This window comes from Halorientalis brevis (assembly GCF_023077655.1).
This window is the reverse complement of the sequence record NZ_JALLGV010000008.1, coordinates 90,340-107,850: the sequence shown is the minus strand read 5'-3', so window position 1 is coordinate 107,850 and position 17,511 is coordinate 90,340. Positions and strand designations below refer to the sequence as shown.

25 protein-coding genes and 1 tRNA gene are annotated in these 17,511 nt (G+C 65.3%); 12 read left to right on the top strand and 14 right to left on the bottom strand.

What is annotated here, in order from left to right; translation table 11 throughout:
* Nucleotides 1–25 precede the first annotated feature (25 nt).
* Complete coding sequence (locus MU553_RS18465; RefSeq protein WP_247380421.1) at nucleotides 26–1,057, top strand: PrsW family intramembrane metalloprotease; 1,032 nt, start codon at nucleotides 26–28, stop codon at nucleotides 1,055–1,057.
* On the opposite strand, the gene MU553_RS18460 is transcribed toward MU553_RS18465, so the two are convergent.
* Both MU553_RS18460 and MU553_RS18455 read right to left on the bottom strand, forming a co-directional pair.
* Nucleotides 1,058–1,735 carry a riboflavin synthase gene (locus tag MU553_RS18460; RefSeq protein ID WP_247380419.1) on the bottom strand — a complete coding sequence of 226 codons (678 nt, stop codon included), beginning with the start codon at nucleotides 1,733–1,735 and terminating at the stop codon, nucleotides 1,058–1,060.
* Nucleotides 1,736–1,771: 36 nt separating this feature from the next.
* The gene (locus MU553_RS18455) at nucleotides 1,772–2,170 is read right to left on the bottom strand and encodes a hypothetical protein (RefSeq protein ID WP_247380417.1); all 399 of its coding nucleotides are present in this window, start codon (nucleotides 2,168–2,170) and stop codon (nucleotides 1,772–1,774) included.
* A 92-nt stretch (nucleotides 2,171–2,262) separates the two neighbouring features.
* Here MU553_RS18455 and MU553_RS18450 point away from each other — a divergent pair, with 92 nt between their 5' ends.
* Nucleotides 2,263–2,508 (top strand): DUF7533 family protein, encoded by a 246-nt coding sequence (locus MU553_RS18450; protein WP_247380416.1) that lies wholly within the window; start codon nucleotides 2,263–2,265, stop codon nucleotides 2,506–2,508.
* 1 nt (nucleotide 2,509) lies between these two features.
* On the opposite strand, the gene MU553_RS18445 is transcribed toward MU553_RS18450, so the two are convergent.
* The 3 genes from MU553_RS18445 to MU553_RS18435 all read right to left on the bottom strand — a co-directional run bounded on the left by MU553_RS18445 (nucleotide 2,510) and on the right by MU553_RS18435 (nucleotide 5,160).
* On the bottom strand, nucleotides 2,510–4,351 hold the full coding sequence (locus MU553_RS18445; protein WP_247380413.1) for a UvrD-helicase domain-containing protein: 1,842 nt from the start codon (nucleotides 4,349–4,351) through the stop codon (nucleotides 2,510–2,512).
* 108 nt (nucleotides 4,352–4,459) lie between these two features.
* Complete coding sequence (locus tag MU553_RS18440) at nucleotides 4,460–4,762, bottom strand: DUF7521 family protein (protein WP_247380411.1); 303 nt, start codon at nucleotides 4,760–4,762, stop codon at nucleotides 4,460–4,462.
* 44 nt (nucleotides 4,763–4,806) lie between these two features.
* Nucleotides 4,807–5,160, bottom strand: coding sequence for an ArsR/SmtB family transcription factor (locus MU553_RS18435; RefSeq protein WP_247380409.1), 354 nt, complete (start codon nucleotides 5,158–5,160; stop codon nucleotides 4,807–4,809).
* 219 nt (nucleotides 5,161–5,379) lie between these two features.
* Between MU553_RS18435 and MU553_RS18430 the strand changes: the two genes are divergently transcribed.
* Nucleotides 5,380–5,874, top strand: coding sequence for a helix-turn-helix domain-containing protein (locus MU553_RS18430; RefSeq protein WP_247380406.1), 495 nt, complete (start codon nucleotides 5,380–5,382; stop codon nucleotides 5,872–5,874).
* 201 nt (nucleotides 5,875–6,075) lie between these two features.
* Here the strand turns inward: MU553_RS18430 and MU553_RS18425 are convergent, their stop codons facing one another.
* Nucleotides 6,076–6,255, bottom strand: a complete 180-nt coding sequence (locus MU553_RS18425) for an HVO_0416 family zinc finger protein (RefSeq protein ID WP_247380404.1) — start codon at nucleotides 6,253–6,255, stop codon at nucleotides 6,076–6,078.
* A gap of 104 nt (nucleotides 6,256–6,359) precedes the next feature.
* On the opposite strand from MU553_RS18425, the gene MU553_RS18420 reads away from it, so the two are divergent.
* Together MU553_RS18420 and MU553_RS18415 are read left to right on the top strand one after the other, a co-directional pair.
* Complete coding sequence (locus tag MU553_RS18420) at nucleotides 6,360–6,716, top strand: rhodanese-like domain-containing protein (protein ID WP_247380402.1); 357 nt, start codon at nucleotides 6,360–6,362, stop codon at nucleotides 6,714–6,716.
* 43 nt (nucleotides 6,717–6,759) lie between these two features.
* Entirely contained in the window at nucleotides 6,760–7,038 is a 279-nt protein-coding gene (locus MU553_RS18415) for a hypothetical protein (protein ID WP_247380400.1), read from the top strand.
* A gap of 9 nt (nucleotides 7,039–7,047) precedes the next feature.
* Here MU553_RS18415 and MU553_RS18410 read toward each other — a convergent pair whose 3' ends face one another.
* Nucleotides 7,048–7,374, bottom strand: a complete 327-nt coding sequence (locus MU553_RS18410) for a hypothetical protein (protein ID WP_247380398.1) — start codon at nucleotides 7,372–7,374, stop codon at nucleotides 7,048–7,050.
* A 112-nt stretch (nucleotides 7,375–7,486) separates the two neighbouring features.
* On the opposite strand from MU553_RS18410, the gene MU553_RS18405 reads away from it, so the two are divergent.
* Nucleotides 7,487–7,654 carry a hypothetical protein gene (locus MU553_RS18405; protein ID WP_247380396.1) on the top strand — a complete coding sequence of 56 codons (168 nt, stop codon included), beginning with the start codon at nucleotides 7,487–7,489 and terminating at the stop codon, nucleotides 7,652–7,654.
* A 25-nt stretch (nucleotides 7,655–7,679) separates the two neighbouring features.
* On the opposite strand, the gene MU553_RS18400 is transcribed toward MU553_RS18405, so the two are convergent.
* The 3 genes from MU553_RS18400 to MU553_RS18390 form a co-directional block, all read right to left on the bottom strand.
* On the bottom strand, nucleotides 7,680–7,973 hold the full coding sequence (locus tag MU553_RS18400) for a hypothetical protein (protein WP_247380394.1): 294 nt from the start codon (nucleotides 7,971–7,973) through the stop codon (nucleotides 7,680–7,682).
* A complete protein-coding gene (locus tag MU553_RS18395; RefSeq protein ID WP_247380392.1) occupies nucleotides 7,966–8,298 on the bottom strand; it encodes a hypothetical protein in 333 nt (110 codons plus the stop codon). Before MU553_RS18395 ends, MU553_RS18400 begins: the two co-directional genes overlap by 8 nt.
* A gap of 265 nt (nucleotides 8,299–8,563) precedes the next feature.
* The gene (locus tag MU553_RS18390; protein ID WP_247380391.1) at nucleotides 8,564–8,935 is read right to left on the bottom strand and encodes an SHOCT domain-containing protein; all 372 of its coding nucleotides are present in this window, start codon (nucleotides 8,933–8,935) and stop codon (nucleotides 8,564–8,566) included.
* Nucleotides 8,936–9,173: 238 nt separating this feature from the next.
* Here MU553_RS18390 and MU553_RS18385 point away from each other — a divergent pair, with 238 nt between their 5' ends.
* From MU553_RS18385 to MU553_RS18360, 6 genes are all read left to right on the top strand, one after another.
* Nucleotides 9,174–9,371: a CopZ family metallochaperone gene (locus MU553_RS18385; protein WP_247380389.1), complete on the top strand. Its 198-nt coding sequence runs from the start codon at nucleotides 9,174–9,176 to the stop codon at nucleotides 9,369–9,371.
* A gap of 139 nt (nucleotides 9,372–9,510) precedes the next feature.
* Nucleotides 9,511–10,506: a DUF7972 family membrane protein gene (locus MU553_RS18380; protein WP_247380387.1), complete on the top strand. Its 996-nt coding sequence runs from the start codon at nucleotides 9,511–9,513 to the stop codon at nucleotides 10,504–10,506.
* Nucleotides 10,507–10,606: 100 nt separating this feature from the next.
* Nucleotides 10,607–10,918 (top strand): hypothetical protein, encoded by a 312-nt coding sequence (locus MU553_RS18375; RefSeq protein ID WP_247380386.1) that lies wholly within the window; start codon nucleotides 10,607–10,609, stop codon nucleotides 10,916–10,918.
* A 124-nt stretch (nucleotides 10,919–11,042) separates the two neighbouring features.
* Nucleotides 11,043–12,824 (top strand): DUF4396 domain-containing protein, encoded by a 1,782-nt coding sequence (locus tag MU553_RS18370; protein ID WP_247380385.1) that lies wholly within the window; start codon nucleotides 11,043–11,045, stop codon nucleotides 12,822–12,824.
* Entirely contained in the window at nucleotides 12,821–14,041 is a 1,221-nt protein-coding gene (locus MU553_RS18365; RefSeq protein ID WP_247380383.1) for a cell wall-binding repeat-containing protein, read from the top strand. Before MU553_RS18370 ends, MU553_RS18365 begins: the two co-directional genes overlap by 4 nt.
* Nucleotides 14,038–14,502: a hypothetical protein gene (locus tag MU553_RS18360; protein WP_247380381.1), complete on the top strand. Its 465-nt coding sequence runs from the start codon at nucleotides 14,038–14,040 to the stop codon at nucleotides 14,500–14,502. The genes MU553_RS18365 and MU553_RS18360 overlap by 4 nt, the downstream gene beginning before the upstream one ends.
* 318 nt (nucleotides 14,503–14,820) lie before the next feature.
* Here the strand turns inward: MU553_RS18360 and MU553_RS18355 are convergent.
* From MU553_RS18355 to MU553_RS18340, 4 genes are all read right to left on the bottom strand, one after another.
* Nucleotides 14,821–14,893, bottom strand: a tRNA-Arg gene (locus MU553_RS18355).
* Nucleotides 14,894–15,156: 263 nt separating this feature from the next.
* Nucleotides 15,157–15,741 carry a 2Fe-2S iron-sulfur cluster-binding protein gene (locus MU553_RS18350; RefSeq protein WP_247380379.1) on the bottom strand — a complete coding sequence of 195 codons (585 nt, stop codon included), beginning with the start codon at nucleotides 15,739–15,741 and terminating at the stop codon, nucleotides 15,157–15,159.
* 166 nt (nucleotides 15,742–15,907) lie between these two features.
* Entirely contained in the window at nucleotides 15,908–16,819 is a 912-nt protein-coding gene (gene gnd / locus MU553_RS18345; protein ID WP_247380377.1) for a phosphogluconate dehydrogenase (NAD(+)-dependent, decarboxylating), read from the bottom strand.
* A 74-nt stretch (nucleotides 16,820–16,893) separates the two neighbouring features.
* Nucleotides 16,894–17,397: a GNAT family N-acetyltransferase gene (locus tag MU553_RS18340; RefSeq protein WP_247380375.1), complete on the bottom strand. Its 504-nt coding sequence runs from the start codon at nucleotides 17,395–17,397 to the stop codon at nucleotides 16,894–16,896.
* Nucleotides 17,398–17,511: the final 114 nt, after the last annotated feature.

Here is a 17,511-nt window from a genome sequence, read left to right as displayed (position 1 = left end):
GTGTGCGCCGGGCTACCTGGGGGACATGGCAGAGAGACGCGACCCGGTCGAGGCGAGAGACGACGGGTCGATGGACCTCTACGAGATTTCGGGCTGGGAGGTCAGGTCGTCGTTCGATCGGTTTGCCGTCTGGTTCTACGGAATGGTGGTGTCCGCGGTCAGATGGGCGGTCATCTCCCTGGCGGTGCTCATCCTCGTCGGCCAGTTCGCGCTCGGTGGGCTCGGCCTGCTGACCGACCCGCGCGTCGGCGCCTTCGTCGTGTTGTCGGTCGTGCCGGCGTTCATCCTGGCGGCGTTCCTCTGGTACGCGGACGTGACGGCCGCCGAACCCCTGGAGGAACTGGTCGCGACCTTCCTGTTGGGCATCCTGTTTGCGGGTTTTGCCGGCGTGTTGAACTCCCAGCTCGGCGGGCTCGCCGCCGGCCTGGGGTCCGGCTTCGGGGCCGTCCCCGTGCTGGGCGTCATCGCCCTGTTTTTCCTGGTCGTCGGACCGGTCGAAGAGACCGTGAAGCTGCTGGCTGTCCGGTTGCACGCCTACCGGTCGGACTCGTTCGACGCGGTCATCGACGGCGCGGTGTACGGCGCCGTCGCCGGCCTCGGCTTCGCCACCATCGAGAACGCCCTCTACATCACCCAGTCCGTCGAGTCGCTGTCGCAGTCGATGAACCTCATCAACGCCGGCGCGGGCATCACGACGGTCCGCGCGCTGGCCGGCCCGGGCCACGTGATCTACTCCGGGTTCGCGGGGTACTACCTCGGACTCGCGAAGTTCAACCAGAAGTACGCCGGCCCGCTCGTCGTCAAGGGGATCACCATCGCCGCGCTCATCCACGCCGTCTACAACACGTCTGCGACGATTCTCGTGCCGGCCCTGACGCAGATCCTCACCGGCGTCTCGGAGTTCGCCGTCTTCCTCGGGTTCGTCATCGTCTACGACGGCCTCTTTGGCTACCTGCTCATCCGGAAGCTCTCGAAGTACAACAGCGCCTACCGCTCGGTGCAAAGCAGCGCCGAGAAAGGGAACACCATCTCCTCCGAGCAGACCGAGTTCGAGTAGCTACTCCTCGAAGCGCTCGGCGTACGGCGTCTGGGCTTCGCCCGCCTCGCTCCCGAGCATCGACTCGACGTACTTGGCGACGACGTCCACCTCGAGGTGGACCGGATCGCCGACGTCCTTCTGCGAGAGCGTCGTCAGTTCGTAGGTCGCGGGGATGATGGCGACGCCGAAATCCTCCGCCGCTCGCGGGCGTTGCCCGCTCGCGCTGTCCGAGGCGCTTCGCGCCTCGCTGGCAAGGTCCGCGATAGTGAGACTGATCCCGTCCACCGTCACCGACCCCTTCTCGACGAGGTAGCGTTCGAGGTCCTCCGGCACCGAGAACCGGAACTCCCAGTCATCTCCGAGTTCTTCGATCCCGGTCACCTCGGCGGTCCCGTCGACGTGGCCCTGGACGAAGTGACCGTCGAAGCGACCGTCGGCCGGCAGCGCCCGCTCGACGTTCACCAGGTCGCCCTCGGTCACGTCGCCGAGGTACGTCCGCTCGATGGTCTCCTGGGAGAGAAAGAGGTCGAACCAGTCCGAGCCGAACTCCTCGACGGTCAGGCAGACGCCGTTGATCGCGATGGACTGCCCGTGATGGAGGTCGTCCAGGTCGGCTTCGACCCGCACGCGGCGGCCGCCCTCGTCGTCGGCCGTGCTCAGCACCTCGCCCGTCTGCTCGACGATTCCGGTAAACATGGACGCCGCTAGGACGTGGGGGGCGAAAGGCGTTGTTCATTCACCGTTGGCGTTCTCGAACAGCGACGAGGACCGGTAGCCGACGACCATCTCGTGGACGAACAGACTGCCGAGGAGGATGGCGGTGACGCCGCCAGCGAGCCACCGACCGGGCTGGGCTGGCGCCATCGACGCAGACAGCCCGAATGCCACCAGCCCGGAGACGAACAGACTGACGCGAACGCGCGTCCGCGGCGAGACGTTGTCGGTCTCGTCACCAGTCGCTGCCAGATACAGCTGGGGCAGGAGGAACGGGATGATCGGGAAGAACAGGACGCTGACGAGCACCCCCAGGGGCGTCCGGAGGCCGACGTCGAGCACGAGCCCGGCGACGAGGAGGAGGAGTACCGAGAGGGCGAGGCCGGTGAGATACACGCGGGTTTCGCGGGAGACCATACGTCTTCGACGCAGTCCCCGGAGAAAAAGACAGTGCAGAGTCACGTGGGGTCGCATCGTTTTTTGCCATCGGCTGTGAAAGCCGGAACGAGATGGGGAAGGGTATCATCGGCACGATCACGATGTTCGGGACCGTCGCGGTCGCCGCGATGATCGGCATGATGGGCGTCGACTTCTTTCTGCAGGGCAAGCACCTCGTCGGCGGCGGCTTCGTCGCCTTCGCCGTCCTGATGGTACTCGTCGAGGAGTACGTCACGACGCCGGGGGACGTCGCTGGCGACGTTGCAGCGACGGTCGTCGGGAAAGTCGCGAAAGAACCGGACGACGACGAACAGTAACTTACTGGGCGGCTAGCGGCTCTTTGGCTTCCGCGAGGAGTTGGTCGATCGACTTCTCGCTGGGTTCGTTTTCCAGGAGGACGTCCACGGGAAGCGTCGGCGCGCCGTCGACCAGCCCTTCGAGCAGGACGAGCCGTTCGCGGGCACGGCTCATCCCGACGTAGAAGACGCGGCGTTCGTTGTCCGTCAGCGTCGGGACGGGGTCGGTGTGTTTGGTGAACTCCTCGACGCCGGGCACGTCGCGGCCCTGCTGTTCGACGGTCGCGGCCATCTGCTCGACGACCTTCTCCGTGAGGTCGGTGGCGACGAACACGTGGTCGGCCTCGCGACCCTTCGCGGAGTGGATCGTGCCGAGGCGAACGCGCGAACTGTCCATCCCCTCGTACTCACCCTGGAAGTACGCGCCGACGGTGCGCTCCTGGAAGTTCGTCACTTTCCGGAGCATGTCGGCGGCCGAGCGCGGGTCCGGCACGAAGGGGGCGTACTCGCGGACGAACTCCGGTTCGACCATGATCTCGGCGAGGTCGTCGAGCTCCGACTCCTCTTTGACCTCGTCGATGGCGTCGAAGAAGTCGTCGCGTTCGCCGGTCCCGAAGGCCGAGTCCGCGAGCATGTCGGCCAGGCGCCGAGCCTGCAGCGCGGTGACCTGTTCGTCCTCGTCCAGCGCCTCGACCGCGCGCACGTACTGGGTGAGCCGATCGGTCCACATCCGCTGGTCGGTCAGACACTGGAACGGGATGCCCTCGCCGATGAACTCGTCCATGAACTGGAACATCTGGTAGCGAGCGCGGAACAGCAGCATGACCGTTCCCTCGGGGTCCTCTTCGATGGTGGCGCGGACGTTGCGCACCAGATCGAGCATCGACGGGCCGCGGACGGCGTTGACCCGGCCGCCCTCCTTGCGGGGTTCGAGGTCTTTCTCCTGGCGCTTGTCGATGTGGCTGATCTCCTTGTTGACGACGTTGAGAATGCGCGACGGGAGACGGTAGGAGTTGGGCAGGATGTTGTCGTCGCTGACGTCCTCGTCCAGCAGGAGGTCCGGATCGGCGCCCTGCCAGGCGTAGACGACCTGGTCGTCGTCGCCCGCGATGAGGATCTTCTTCATGTGGGGTTTCCACTCCTCGTAGACGTCGTACTGCAGGGTCGTGATGTCCTGGAACTCGTCGATCACCAGGTACTCGACGTTCGGGAGCAGCGAGCGCTGCTTGACGCGTTCGAGCATGTCCGCGAACCCGACGAGGCCGTTCTCCCCCTTGTAGCTGCGCCAGGCCCGGATCGCCTCGGGCACGTCGATCCGGTCGTCGTCGGAGGGCCAGGTCGGGGTGTACTTGTTCCCGGTCTGGGCGTTCTCGTCGATCTCGGGCGGCAGGCGCACCTTCTCCTCGTTCCACTGGAAGGGAACGTCGTACCAGTCGGCGACGTCCCGGCGGGTGCGCTGGAGCCACTGGCTGGTCGCGATGACTTTGTTCCCGATGGTCGTCGAGCGGGCGCTTCGGCGGCGCGCCCCCTTGTTCTCGTCCTCGTACTCGACGCCGTACTCGTCACAGAACTCCTCCTTGTCCGACTCGCTGACCACGTCGCCACGCGAGAGGTTCAGCAGCTCGTACGCTTTCGCGTGCATCGTACAGACGTTCCCCCGAAGGGCTCGCGGCGTCGTATCGAGCCGTTCGGCGAGGCGTTCGCGGATCTCGGCGGCCGCTGCACGCGTGTACGAAACGACCAGAATGTCTCTGACGTCGGCTCCCTCGTCCTGTAATCCTTCCACCCGGTCGAGCAGCGCCGTCGTCTTCCCGCTGCCCGGACCACCGAATAGGCGAACCACTTCAGGCGTCGTGTCGGTCATTGGACCACTAATAGTCCTGCTCACCCATAAGCAACGTGGCTTCGAGGCGCAACCCGACGCGGGGTTTCTGCCACGCTCACGGCAACTTCCGCGGGCCGGCGCGTCCACTCACCTGTACAGCGAGAGATACAACATGGCGAACCCGACGATAAACGGGATCGTTTCGGTCATCTGGAGGAAGATCGTCGTCAACGACGAGTCCGCCGCACCGGCCCCGAGCTGGGTGATGACGTTGCTGACCGCCACGCCCATACTGATGAACGCGAAGCCGATGAACGCCGTCTGTAGCTTGTCGGACTGTTTCTTTCGGTACGCCTGGAAACTGATCAGCGTGATGCCGAGCGTCAACCCGAACGTAACGAGACGAAGGAGAATGAGCAGCCCCCGCGCAAGCGCCACCATGTCGACCATGGACGCTATTGATCACTCGTCCAATATAAAGCTACGTCGGACGTTTATTCCGGGTTGAGTTCGTCCCAGAGCTGACTGAACCGGTCCGGAAGGTTCTCCTCGCGGTAGATGCGCACCTTGTACTCGCCTTCTTCCTCCAGGGAGATGACGGTGCTGTCGAAGTTCGACTCGTAGATCTTGTAGTGGTTGCCGTCGTCGGCGACCAGAGTCCGGTCTTTCACGAGCTCGTGTTCTTCGAGGATCTCGATCCGGCGGTAGACGGTCGGAAGCGAGAGATCGCACTCCTCGGCCAGTTCTTTGGCCGAGCGCGGCTCGATGCTGATAGCCGCGAGAATCTCGCGAGCGTGTTCGTCCCCGATCGTATCGAGGACCTGCTCGATACTGCGTTCCTCGGACACTACTAACACGTCAGCGCACCACCGTAAAAAGATATTGCGCACGGTATCACTCCTGAGAAATTGATCGCAATCCGGTGAGTGGACCGGCGTCGACTGGGGGTTCTTTCAGCTCGTGAAAATACCTTTATATACCCATTTTCATTCGCGGAAATCGCGGGGGAGGCATTATGTATGGGTACCAGAGAAGAGTGAGTGTGGATCGAGTCCAAGTGATGTACCATGTCCGGAGATAATGTGAGCACGAGTCCGCTGGTGAACACGCTGATAGAAGAGCTATCGGCCGGCGAAGACGCTGGAATCGACGCACCCTCACCGGATGCTCCGAAGGCCGGTAGCGAGAGCAATCCCGAGCAGGTGTTGTCTTCGGTCATGGAGACGCTTGCAGTCGAGGAGTCGTTCACGTTCGACGACGAGATCGTCAAGCAGAACCTCGACGAGATCCTCATCGCGCTGATCGCGCTGCGAGACGGGACCCACGGAAAAGCACTCATCGACGACCTGTCGCGGCTGTTCGACGCACAGCTGAGTCCAGGCACCGTCTACCCGCGCCTCCACGACATCGAGAACGACGACGTCCTCTCGATGCACGAACTGGTGCGGACCAAAGAGTACTCCGTGGACGACGACGACGCTGCCAGAGAACAGATCGAGCGCGCCATGTACCACCACCTCGCGCTCGGCCTGTTCCTCCACGACTCACTCGACGAGTTGTAACCCCACAGAACCCTACCGAAGCTCTCTCGCGACTGGTATCTCCCCTTCTCTCCCCCAGAGTGTTTCCCTGTCATTTTCCACCCCCACTGATTTCTCACGCGCCGGTTCTCAGCTAGCCAGCGAGCGACTGCAATACCCTCCCTGAGAAGTATCTCAACAGCGAGCGACGACTCCGAAAAAATGCGCGACTGACGGCCGTAGCTACGCTTCTGGTGCCCACCCGCACACCGAGCACTCTGTCGCCCCGTTGTCGTGAAGACCGCCGCACTCCGGACACTGCTTTTTGTTATAGCTTTCGTCCCAACCGACAACCTCAGTTTCGTGCCCGCGGTCGGACAGGAACTCGTCGAAAAGTTCGTCGTTGCTCGGTGCTGACGCCATACATGCTATGGTATAGCACACCACCTTATAGCTTTGTTGGTACGACACACACCTGCCGGCAACCCCGGACCGTCAGGCACTCACCAGTCGTCCGAGCGGCGGTGATGGATTTACAGCCGGCGAGTGCCAACGGGAGACCGATGGTCGAATCGCTGTCGGCTTCGCAGTTACAGGAGAAGCTCAGCCGTGACGAGGACGTACAGGTCGTCGATACGAGAGTGCCGGCCGCCTTCGCCAAGGGACACGTCCCCGGTGCGGAGAACGTCCCGTATCCGGAGCTCGCGGCCCGAATCGCGGACGTCGACTGGGGCGAGGAGATCGTCTTCGTCTGCGAACGCGGCGAAAGCTCGCTGCAGGCCGCTCGCATCCTCGAGTCGTACGAGGGCATCGACGAGGACACCCTGGTCGCCAACCTGACGGACGGGTACGAAGGATGGGACGGCGACCTCGAAACGGAGTGAGGCCACCCGACGGAGTTTGTACGACGCGCGCGTAGGCCACGGTATGAGTTCGCTCGACGACCTCCCCGAGACGGTGCCAGCCCTCACGTGTACGCGCTGTGACGAACCGATCGAGCGCGGATACGTTACCGCGACGCGCGCCGGCGAGACCTATCAAGTCACGGCGGAGACGGCAGTGTGTGACACCTGTGGCTGGGCCGACGTGGGTGCGACGGGGTGTGCGCCGACGCTCTCGGACTTCCAGACCGGTGACCTGCTGGTCCGCGTCGAACGCGGAGACGGCGTTCTCGTTCCGGCGTCGATCACTGACGAGCAGTCGTGAGTACGGTCCTCAGACGTCTGGTGTGTCGTCGGACACCGACGTCTCGTCGGCGCCCGCGAACGCCTGTAGCTGGAGTTCCAGATCGTCGAGCACGGCTTCGGAGATGCGGAGTTCGACCTCCATCGTCTCGCCGCGGTGCTCGCGAGCACGGTTCGTGAACTCGCGTGCGCGCTCGGGCGGCATCGAGAGCGGGAGCCGGACGTTCCCTCGCATCGCTGCCAGATGTGCCGTCAGCAGGCCGGTCATCGCATCGAGCGACACGTCAGCGCGCTCGGCGTCCGTTAGCAGTTCCACGAAGGCCGCTCGGAAGTCGTCGACGTCTTCGATCTCAGTCATCGACGGGTCACTACAGGCAACGGGCGGAAAACCGTACTCCTGTGCGGGCGGTGCGTGCTACCGCTGCGCAGGCTTATATGCACGTAGTACGAAGTTCGAGGGGTGACATTCGATGGGCTTGTTCGAGTCCCTCAGGGAGGCAGTCACGCCAGAACACGAGCAGGCGGCCCGCTATCGGTGCCAGCACTGCCGGCGGCAGTTCGCGTACAGGGCCGATCTCTCCGACCCGACCTGTCCGTACTGTGACGCCGGTGCGCTCGAAGAGATCGACAGACCGTGAAAACCAGAAGGCGGGTTCGTCCGGGTTAGCTCTCCTCGGCGACGTAGCCGCCGGACAGCAGGAACGCGAGGACGGCGATGCTGCCGACGATGACGCGGCCACCAGGGAGCGGATTACTGATGATCTGCAGGAGGAACCCGATCACCAGCGCGCCGAACCCGGCGACGCCGAGGGCGGTCGCCGGATGACTCGACGGCAGCCCCGAGAGCGGCGCGGGCAGGAACTCCGGCATGCCCGAACCGCGCACGTCCGCAGCGACCTCCACCAGCGAAGCGGCGATCAACAGGACGATGCCGGCAGTCATCAGGACTTTAACCATGGTATCCACTCCCGTCGGGCTCCTCGCTGTCGCCGACGATGAAACCGCCGGAGAACAGGAACGCGATGGCCGCGATCACGCCCACGAACATGCGGCCACCCGGGAGCTGGTCGAGCGCCATCAGGACGCCGACGGCGAGTCCGGCCACGCCGGCGACTGCCAGTGCCGTCGCCGGGTGACACGAGGGCAGTCCAGCCAGCGGCGCGGGGAGAAACTCCGGCATGCCCGAACCGCGCACGTCGGCGTACACCTCGACGATCGACGCGACGATGAGCAGCAGGATCGAGAGATCCATGATCACCCGGACCACGAAGCTCTTAACCATGGATGCTCCCCCCCGTTCCTGCGTGCTGTTGCGTGCGAACTCCGACCCCACTCGGCTGCGATCGTGTTACTACTCTCTCCATGGATGATACCCCCATCCTTGATACAATGTGAACGTGTATCGTATTTATGACTGTTGGAATATAACACATATTCTAATAGTAACAATTCTCTGCCGCGTGTGACCGCTGATTCGACCGTCCAGCGAAAGCCGACACCCACGTGGCGTGCTGTCACCGTGCCAGAGACGGGCCGACGAGCACGCCTCAGGAGTCGCGTTCCAGTGCCTCGCGTCGTTGCTCGTATTCCTCGTCGCTCAGGTCGCCACGGGCGTACGCGACGCGCAGTTCCTCCATGGCGCGGTCGGTGGACTCGCTGTTCCCGCTGAGCGTTCGATAGAGCAGGTACGCACCGCCAATCAGCGCGGCGAGGAACGCCAGCCGCATCCCGAGCCAGGCGAGCACCAGCCAGCCGGGAACTGCGCCGCCGTCACCCCACATGCCGTGGCCCCAGCCACCCATCATCGGGCCGCCGCCCATCATCCCGAACCCCATGAAGAGCAGCGGGAGGGCGATGAGGGCACCGAGGACGACGAGCACGATCGTAACGAGTCGCCCGTCAGTTGTCTCAGTAGCCATGATACTCACACCGAGTGTCTGAAACGGTACTGAGAGATACGCGTTCGTACTTCAATGCAGTTCCCCCTCACAGACCGGTGTGCAACGCCGCGCTTACTTTGGATTCGAAACCGTCGATCGAGCAGGGCGCCAGTCAGGTACACCGTCCGGCGTTCAGCGCGCGAGCAGTCGCTGTGTCCCACGTTTTCGGTTCGAAGGCGAAACGTGCAAAATTCTGGCACCGATAGGATCGAAGTGGATGACCACCACACTTACTGTCGAAGGCATGAGTTGCGAACACTGCGAACAAACCGTCACAGAGGCGCTCGAAGCCGTCGACGGCGTCGCGGCGGTCACCGTCGATCACGAAACGGACTCGGCGACAGTCGAGGGAGACGCCGACGTCGAAACGCTGCTGGCGGCCGTCGAGGACGCCGGGTACGACGCCGCGGCCTGAGAGAGCCGTCGTCTCCCGGAGGACTGCAGGAACAGTCGACTTCCAGCAAGCGGGGACACCCGTCGGGAGTCGGAGACCGACGTCTCGCTGCTGGCGCGACCCAGTGGTTTTCCGCGCCCACGGCGTACGTGGGCCGTCGATGTGTCCCCACCAGGCTGACGCTCGCGACGGCCCCAGCGAATCGAGCGGCGTCACGAACTGGCTCCTTCTGGCTGGGAACAGACTCGTCATCGCGGGCGGGCTCGTTCTCCTCGTGTTTCTCTGTCTCGTCGGCGTCGGCGTCACGTTCGGGACCGCCGTCTTCCGCGCGCACAGCCCCGTGTACTTCCTGTTCAGTTCGCTGCTCACCGGCAATCTCACTGTCCTGACGGTCGTGGTCTCGATCAACCAGCTCGTGCTCTCACGGGAGCTCGGCGAGCCGGGTGAGCTCCGAACTCGCATCGAGGAGACGCTGGACTATCGGAGCACCGTGGAGTCGGTGGCGGGAACGCCGGTGAGTCCGTCGTCGCCCGGGAAGTTCCTGCGATTTCTCCACGAGACGATCGCAGAGCAGGGGGAGAAACTCGACGAGCGAGCGACGGCAGCGACCGACAGCGACCTGCAGGACCGGCTGGAGTCGCTGTCGCGGTCGCTCGTCCGAGACGCCCGACGGGTCAACCGAACGCTCGACGACCAGCAGGGTCGAATCTTCGCAGTGGTCGCCGCGACGCTGACGACGAATCACGCCGACCAGATACACGACATCACCGAGATCCAGCGGACGCACGCGGACGCCTTGTCCGAGACCACGCGAACCCAACTGGAGCGGATCGAGCGAACGCTCCTCCAGATCGACGTGGGTCGAAAGTACTTCAAGACCGTCTACGTCCAGAAGGAACTCGCCTATCTCTCACGCATCCTGCTGTACGTCGGCGTGCCCGCCATCGTCGGCAGCGGCTTCGTCCTGTTGCTCTACAACGCCGCGACGACCGCGAACGTCCCGAGTTCGGTACTGGCTCCAGCCGTCGCGGGAGCGTTCGCCCTCGGCGTGACACCGCTGGCGCTCCTCGTCGCGTTCGTCCTCCGACTCGCGTGGGTCGCCCAGCAGACGGCGACGATCGTGCCCTTCACCTCGACGACGGAGTACCGGCCGTAACGCAGGGGACGAGGCTGCGAGCGACGGTCGTGACGATACCCGACGTGTCAGGGAAGCGCGAGCGAAGAACCAACCGACGCGAGCGCGAACGACAGAGACGATGGCCGACACCGAACTCACCGTCGAAGGGTACCTCATGGACGTGGGCTGTATCCGGAAGAACCCGCGGGACGAGCTGGTGGCGAGGGCGCGTGACCACACCCGCGACTGTGCGCTCATGGGCCACTGCGTCGAGAGCGGCTACGGAATCGTCACCGAAGACGACCGGGTAACGGTCCTCGATCCGGACGCCACGCCGCAGGTCGTGACCACCGTGGAGGCGACGGACACCGAGCGCGGGATTCGCCTGCGAGTGACCCGCGAGGAGCGGGACGGACAGATGGAGACGACAGCCGTCGAGGAACTGACGTAACCAGAGCGCACAGCCGGGCGACCACCCACACCGGAAATCCGAGGAGCCAGAACAGCGTCGAAGGGCCTGCACGCGCAGGCAACACCCACTTTCGCGGTTCAGTGTAACGCTTGCAGGACTGCACATGAACACGTGGAGAGTGCTCGCCGTGGGCGTCGCGGCGCTCGTGGCGATCCTCGTCGCAATCCAGCCGCTCTACGTCGTCGCGCTCACGCTCTTCGACTACGGCCAGACGCCCGAGGAACCGTACGTCACGATGCAGACGAAAGACGCGAGCCGGTTCCCCGCGAGCGACCCGGGTCAGTTGAGTGCGTACACTGCACAAGCGGCCAGGCCGTCGGGCTCGAACCTCTCGTACGAGACCGTGGTCCGCGTCCCCGAGAACGACTGGCGGACGGCGCTCGCGGCGTCGCGACTCCGGGCTTCGTCGGACGCAATCATCCTCGCCGGGAACGCGAGTCGCCCGGGCGGGAGCCAGGGAGCCGCGGGGAACGTCTCGACCGTCCGACTGTCAGGTGGGACCCCCGCTGAGTCGGCCGCTGCCATCGCGACGCGCGGGACCGACGACGAGAACGGTCCGACCAACGTGGTCATCGTCGGGAGCGACGACCCGCAGTGGGCGATGCCCGCCGCGGCCTGGAGCGCCTACAGCGGCGATCCGATCCTCTACGCCAGCGAGGACGGGGTTCCGGCAGCGACCCAGCGGGCCATCGAGCAGACCAATGCCTCGCACGCGTACGTCCTCGCGCCGCCGGGGCAGGTCAGCCGGGACGCGCTGTCCGAACTCGACGTCGAGTGGACGCGCGTCGCCGGGTCGACGCCGCAGGACCACGCCGTCGAGGTCGCGAAGTTCCGCGACGAGTCGCGTGACTTCGGCTGGGGCATCGACCAGCGTGACAAGGTCGGCTACTACAACTTCGTGGTCGTGAACCCGGACCGGCCGGGCCACGCCGCGGCCGCCAGCAACCTCCAGTGGGGGAAGGCGGGGCCGCTGTTGCTCGCCCACGAAGATGGGACGCTGCCGGCGATCACCGAGAACTACCTCTGGCGCTCCCAGCCGTCGTGGTTCTCGACCCCCGCCGAAGGGCCGTACAACCACCTCTTCTTCATGGGGACGCTCGACCAGGTCTCCTGGGTGTCCCAGGCACGGAGCGACTACGCCGTCGAGATCACCCCGTACCGACTCCAGGGAGCCGGCATGAGCCCGCTCGACGCCCTCTCTTCGATCTGGGCGGCGTTCGGCATCCTCGGCGCGACGTTCGTGTTCGCCCACTCTCGTCGCCGCATCCCGGAGATGGGGACGTGGACGCGGCTGGTCTGGCCGCTGTTCACGCTCGTGCTCGGTCCGTTCGGGTTGGCGTTCTACTGGTTCGCCTACCGAGGCAGAGAGGTCGTCGAGCGCGACGGGAAACATCGCGTCGTCCGCCCGTACTGGTTGCGGGCGGCGACGGCGACGGCGATGGGCGTCGGGTTCGCCGCGAGCACGATGATCGCGACGGCGTTCCTCCTCACGTTCTTCGGGATGCCGCTCGTGGTGTTCGAGGGACCGCTGTTCGCGCTGGGGAGTTCGATGGTCCTGCTGATGGCCATCGTCTACGTCGTCGCCTTTCTCGTCTCCTGGGTCGTCTTCCACGTCCCCATGTTCGAGGACGCGCTCGGTCTTGACCAGGAGTCTGCCGTCCGGCGGGGCCTGCTTGCCGTCGCGGTGAGCATGACCAGCGTCTCCGTCGGAATGATGGGGTCGATGTGGCTGTTGATGATGCTCAACCTGCCGATGATGCCCGGCGACGACAACATCCTCTGGTACGGCGTGATGGTGTTCTCGACGCTGATCGGCTTCCTGATCGCCTGGCCCGTGAACGGCCTGCTCGTCCGCCGGAACGTCAAACCGGGTGGTGCGCTATGAGCGACGGCAGCCGCAGGAAATTCCTCCGCGATCTGGCCGCGCTCCCGGCGGCCGCGACCCTCGGCGGCGTCGCGCTGGCCCAGTCACAGGACGACCAGCAGACCGGCCCCGAAACCGCGAAGTTCACCGACTGGACCGCCACCACGATGACGACCAGGCTCGCCGGGGCGAACGACTACGAGACCGCGGCCGCGTTCAGCCAGAACGTCTACACCGCCATCAACGAGCACACCAGACCCGGGGCGATCATCCTCGTCAACGACAGCGTCCTCGAAGCCTCGCTCCCCGGCGTCGGTCTCATCCACCACCCCATCGACGGCGCCGTCCTGCTCACCCGGCAGGACTCGCTCCCGGAGGCGACTCGCACCGAGATCGAGCGCGCCCATCCGGAAGGCGTCGGCATGGACAGCAACGTCCAGGTGTATCTCGTCGGGGGCGAGCGCTACATCAGCGACGGCGTCCGCCGCGAGGTCGAGTCCATGGGGATGGAGGTGCGCCGCATCCCGGGGACAACCCCCGTGCGCGTCGCGGCGAACGTCGACCAGTACGTGAGCTCGATGCACGGCAACCACGAGGACGAGGTCCTCGTCGCCAGCGTCGACGCCGCCCGGCGCGCCGTCCCGGTCCAGTCCTGGAACGCCCACGGTGGCGACGGGTTCCTCTACGTGCGCTCGGACTCGATCCCCGAGGAGACGGCCCGACAGCTCGACGCACGGTACGACTACGCCTACATGTACCTCCTCGGCGACGAGGACGCAATCAGCCCCGAGGTTGCAAGCGACCTCGCGCAGTTCGGCCACGTCCAGCGCGTCCCCGGTGCGACGGACCCCTACGCCCTCAGCGCCGCGTGGGCTGGCTACAAGGACATCGGTCGGAACCAGGGCTGGTGGTTCGGCGAGTGGTCCCGATCGATCGGGTGGGGCATCGCCGAAGCCGGCCACAACTTCATCTTCGCGAACCCCGAGCACTGGCAGACCGCCCTCCCCGCCAGCGTCGAGAGCCACCGCGGCAAGCACGGCCCGATGCTCGCGGTCAGACAGGACACCCTCCCGACACCCACCGAAAATTACATGCAGAAGTTCATCCGCCCCGACGAAGGTGCACCGTACGACAGCAAGTACAACCACGGCTGGATCGTCGGCCCACCCGATCAGGTCAGCCGCGGCGTGCAGGCGCGCGTCCACACGCTCCTGCAGGAATCGGGTGAGGGAACGTGAAGCGCGTCGTCGCCGAGTACGAGGACGCGGACGACGCGAGCGCAGCCGAGGCCGACCTCCGGGACGCCGACCTCGAACCCGTGCGGCCCGACGTCGACAACCGGTTTTTCGACCCGGCGGCCCGCCCACCGGAGGCACGTGGGCTCGTCTGGGGCGGCCTCGTCGGCGGAGTCCTCGGCACGGTACTCCTGGGAGCGATGGCCCTCGACTTCCTGTGGCTTCCCCGCCTGAGTCCGATCATGACTGCCAGCCGCCTGACGTTGCTCGTATTCGGCTTCGGCCTCGGCGCCGCCGCCGGCGGCTTCGTCGGCGGCGTCTGGGGAACCTACCAGGACATCCCCGACCCGACCGGCCCGCGCGTGGCCGTCGACGCACCCGACGACCGCGCGAGCGACGCGAAAGAACGCCTCCGAGCGCACGATCCGTCCGCACTCGACGAGGCAGTGACCACGCACAGGTAGTAACTCGACCCGTAGCCCGACAGCGAGGGACCCGAACGACGCCCACGTCGGTCAAATCTTCGAACCGTCGCTGTCGCTCACGAATTAGTCGCGACAAGCAGCGGGCGGCGAGGGATTTGAACCACGCCCACGTCGGTCGCTTCGCTCCCTCGTGGTCTACTTCAAATCCCACGTGACGCTTTCACTCGTCACGTCCGTTCCTCGCAGAAAGCGGGCGGCGAGGGATTTGAACCACCTGAACTTCGCTCCCGAAGGTCGCTCGTTCCGTCGTTCAAATCCCACGTGCCGTTTTCACGGCTCACATTGTTCGCCGGAAAACGGGCGGCGAGGGATTTGAACCCCCGACCATCTGGTCCGGAACCAGGCGTTCTGTCCGCTGAACTAGCCGCCCTCGAATGATTCTAACGGAGGGGCCGGTATAACGATTGTGAACCGCGCGGAACAGATACGGTTGCGGTATCACCAGTATCCGCCGAGCGAAGCGAGGGGATTCACGGGCGCGAACGGAGTGAGCGCCCGCCTTTTTTGGTCCAGATTTTTTGGCCTGCGAGGGACCAGAGGTCCCTCGGGCCGTGCGAACGGGCGCGAAGCGCCCGTGAGCAGACGGGTTTGAGAGCGGCTTCGCCGCTCGAGGACCCCGTGAAAAAAGGTGGGTTAGGGCTGTTCGCCCGTTTCGAGCGTGAACGAGTCGGTCGGGTACGCGGTACAGGTCAGACAGTACCCCTGGTCCATCTCGTCTTCGTTGAGCGTATCGTTGTTGCTGTGGCGGACGTAGTCCTGAGCCGAGCCATCCTCGACGTGGCCGGCACAGGAGAGACAGGAGCCTTCGCGGCAGGCGTACGGCATGTCCCAGCCCTGCTCTTCGCCCATGTCGAGGATGTTCTCGTTGTTCGCGATCTCGATCGTCTCGCCCTCTTTCGCGAACTCGATCTCGTAGACCTCGACCTCGTCGTCCGGAATCGCGTCGGGGTCGAAGCCCGCGTCCTCTTCTTCCTCGCCCTCTTCGAGTTCACCCTCGGTTCCGGCTGCGACGGCGCCCGCCGGGACGCCACCGCCACCGATGGACCGGTTCATCGGCTCGGGGAAGCTCGTCTCGGGAACGCTCGCCGCACGCTTTTCCAGAACCTTCTGGGAGATGTCGTCGTTGGGCTCCCAGCCAGTGCCCTTCGAGTAGTGCATGGCGACCGCGATGAACGTCAGCGCGGCCCCGAGCGCGATACCCACGATTTGCTCAGCCATGTCCGGCGCTACGCAATACTGGTTTAACTAACTGACGTTATCTCCGAGCGACCCCTCACCGCCGCCGCGAGCGCCGATAACGGCGATTCTACGCAGGAGAACTGCCCTACCGACGAGTTTCCACCGGTAACCCGACTCACCGACCCAGGACCGGTCGTTCGACCGCCTACTCCTCCCGGCGCTTGACTTCGTGGCGACCGAAGCCGTACCGCAGCCGGTTGGCCAGCCGCCGAGAGAAGCGTCCCTCCCCGTCGCCGGTCGCCCGCGAGTTGAACCGCTCGGTGAGCGCCTGGTAGATCAGCGGTACCGGCACTTCCTGTTCGAGCGCCTCCTGGACGGTCCAGGTGCCAGTCGAGCCCCCAGCGACGTGGTCGGCCACGTCGCCCAGATCCGAGCCTTCCTCGCGGAACGCTTCCTCGCAGAGTTCCAGCAGCCACGAGCGGATGACGGCACCGTTGTTCCACGTGCGCGCGACGGCTTCCAGATCCAGGTCGAACCGGCCGTTCGCGAGCAGCTCGAAGCCCTCGCCGTAGGCCTGCATCAGCGCGTACTCCACGCCGTTGTGGACCATCTTGACGTAGTGGCCCGACCCCGCCGGCCCCATCCGGTCGTGACCTTCCGGGCCGGTGGCGACGGCGTCGAAGACGGGCGTCAGTTCCTCGTAGGCCCACTCGGGGCCGCCAATCATGAGCGAGAAGCCGAGTTCCGCGCCCGCGGGACCGCCGGAGGTTCCGCAGTCGAGGAAGGCGGCGTCCGTCTGCTCGGCGCGTCGGAGCGAGTCCTGAAAGTTCGAGTTGCCGCCGTCGACGATCACGTCCGAATCGTCCACGTGGGGCGCGAGCTCGTCCAGCGCGGCGTCGACGGGATCGCCCGCGGGAACCATCAGCCAGATGCGCTTGTCGTCGCCGAGCTGGTCGGCGAGGTCCGTGAGGGAGTCGGCGGGGTTCGCGCCCGCGTCCGCCGCGTCCGCGACGGCCTGTTCGTCCACGTCGAAGGCCGTCACGTCGTGACCAGCGTCCATGACGCGGTCGACGACGATGCGGCCCATCCGCCCGAGACCGATAACACCGAGGTGCATACCCGTCAATCCGAGAGCACGGAAGTCAGAGTTGTGGTTTCACCCGGCCGCCCCGGGCGATCACTGCCGCTGGCTTACGCGATGTCGCCGGCGTACACGTTCGCCGTGAACGTGTCCCCGAGGATGTCGACCTCGTGCTGGTCGACCTGCTCGAAGTGCCGTTCGTAGAACGCGTTCCCGACCTCGTTTTCGGCGAGCACCGAGTCTCGCACCCGTTCGATCCCCTGCTCGGCGAGGAAGTCAGTCGCCTCCGCCAGCAGGCGGCTGCCGATCCCTTCGCCCCAGTACTCGGGGTCGACGTACACGCTCACTTCGGCGTCGGCGTCTCCCTCCTCGCCCGGTTCGCCGTTGGCGTAGCCGACCACCTCGTCGTCGTCGGTCGCCACGAACAGTTCCGCCACCGACGAATCGATGACTGACTGCAGCGACTCCTCGGCGTAGCCGCCCTCCAGCATCGCGTTCACTACCTCGTCCCCGAGAACACCCTCGTAGGCCGCGTCCCACGACCGGCGCGCCACCGCCTGGATCGCCCCGACGTCTTCCGGTTTCGCCGTCCGCACCGTGATATTCGACGCCATACCACATAGTAGTTCCACGGCGAGCCAAATCAGTGTGCCCGTGCGTGCCGTGGAAGCGAAAAGTTATACACTCGACCGGGCAAAGCCACGGATATGGGCCTGATGTCGTCGGGA

Bases quoted from the DNA above. Each gene is read 5' to 3' on its own strand.
- MU553_RS18465 (WP_247380421.1), top strand. From the start codon at position 26: ATGGCAGAGAGACGCGACCCGGTCGAGGCGAGAGACGACGGGTCGATG.
- MU553_RS18460 (WP_247380419.1), bottom strand. From the start codon at position 1,735: ATGTTTACCGGAATCGTCGAGCAGACGGGCGAGGTGCTGAGCACGGCC.
- MU553_RS18455 (WP_247380417.1), bottom strand. From the start codon at position 2,170: ATGGTCTCCCGCGAAACCCGCGTGTATCTCACCGGCCTCGCCCTCTCG.
- MU553_RS18450 (WP_247380416.1), top strand. From the start codon at position 2,263: ATGGGGAAGGGTATCATCGGCACGATCACGATGTTCGGGACCGTCGCG.
- MU553_RS18445 (WP_247380413.1), bottom strand. From the start codon at position 4,351: ATGACCGACACGACGCCTGAAGTGGTTCGCCTATTCGGTGGTCCGGGC.
- MU553_RS18440 (WP_247380411.1), bottom strand. From the start codon at position 4,762: ATGGTCGACATGGTGGCGCTTGCGCGGGGGCTGCTCATTCTCCTTCGT.
- MU553_RS18430 (WP_247380406.1), top strand. From the start codon at position 5,380: ATGTCCGGAGATAATGTGAGCACGAGTCCGCTGGTGAACACGCTGATA.
- MU553_RS18425 (WP_247380404.1), bottom strand. From the start codon at position 6,255: ATGGCGTCAGCACCGAGCAACGACGAACTTTTCGACGAGTTCCTGTCC.
- MU553_RS18420 (WP_247380402.1), top strand. From the start codon at position 6,360: ATGGATTTACAGCCGGCGAGTGCCAACGGGAGACCGATGGTCGAATCG.
- MU553_RS18415 (WP_247380400.1), top strand. From the start codon at position 6,760: ATGAGTTCGCTCGACGACCTCCCCGAGACGGTGCCAGCCCTCACGTGT.
- MU553_RS18410 (WP_247380398.1), bottom strand. From the start codon at position 7,374: ATGACTGAGATCGAAGACGTCGACGACTTCCGAGCGGCCTTCGTGGAA.
- MU553_RS18405 (WP_247380396.1), top strand. From the start codon at position 7,487: ATGGGCTTGTTCGAGTCCCTCAGGGAGGCAGTCACGCCAGAACACGAG.
- MU553_RS18400 (WP_247380394.1), bottom strand. From the start codon at position 7,973: ATGGTTAAAGTCCTGATGACTGCCGGCATCGTCCTGTTGATCGCCGCT.
- MU553_RS18395 (WP_247380392.1), bottom strand. From the start codon at position 8,298: ATGGTTAAGAGCTTCGTGGTCCGGGTGATCATGGATCTCTCGATCCTG.
- MU553_RS18390 (WP_247380391.1), bottom strand. From the start codon at position 8,935: ATGGCTACTGAGACAACTGACGGGCGACTCGTTACGATCGTGCTCGTC.
- MU553_RS18385 (WP_247380389.1), top strand. From the start codon at position 9,174: ATGACCACCACACTTACTGTCGAAGGCATGAGTTGCGAACACTGCGAA.
- MU553_RS18380 (WP_247380387.1), top strand. From the start codon at position 9,511: ATGTGTCCCCACCAGGCTGACGCTCGCGACGGCCCCAGCGAATCGAGC.
- MU553_RS18375 (WP_247380386.1), top strand. From the start codon at position 10,607: ATGGCCGACACCGAACTCACCGTCGAAGGGTACCTCATGGACGTGGGC.
- MU553_RS18370 (WP_247380385.1), top strand. From the start codon at position 11,043: ATGAACACGTGGAGAGTGCTCGCCGTGGGCGTCGCGGCGCTCGTGGCG.
- MU553_RS18365 (WP_247380383.1), top strand. From the start codon at position 12,821: ATGAGCGACGGCAGCCGCAGGAAATTCCTCCGCGATCTGGCCGCGCTC.
- MU553_RS18350 (WP_247380379.1), bottom strand. From the start codon at position 15,741: ATGGCTGAGCAAATCGTGGGTATCGCGCTCGGGGCCGCGCTGACGTTC.
- gnd (WP_247380377.1), bottom strand. From the start codon at position 16,819: ATGCACCTCGGTGTTATCGGTCTCGGGCGGATGGGCCGCATCGTCGTC.
- MU553_RS18340 (WP_247380375.1), bottom strand. From the start codon at position 17,397: ATGGCGTCGAATATCACGGTGCGGACGGCGAAACCGGAAGACGTCGGG.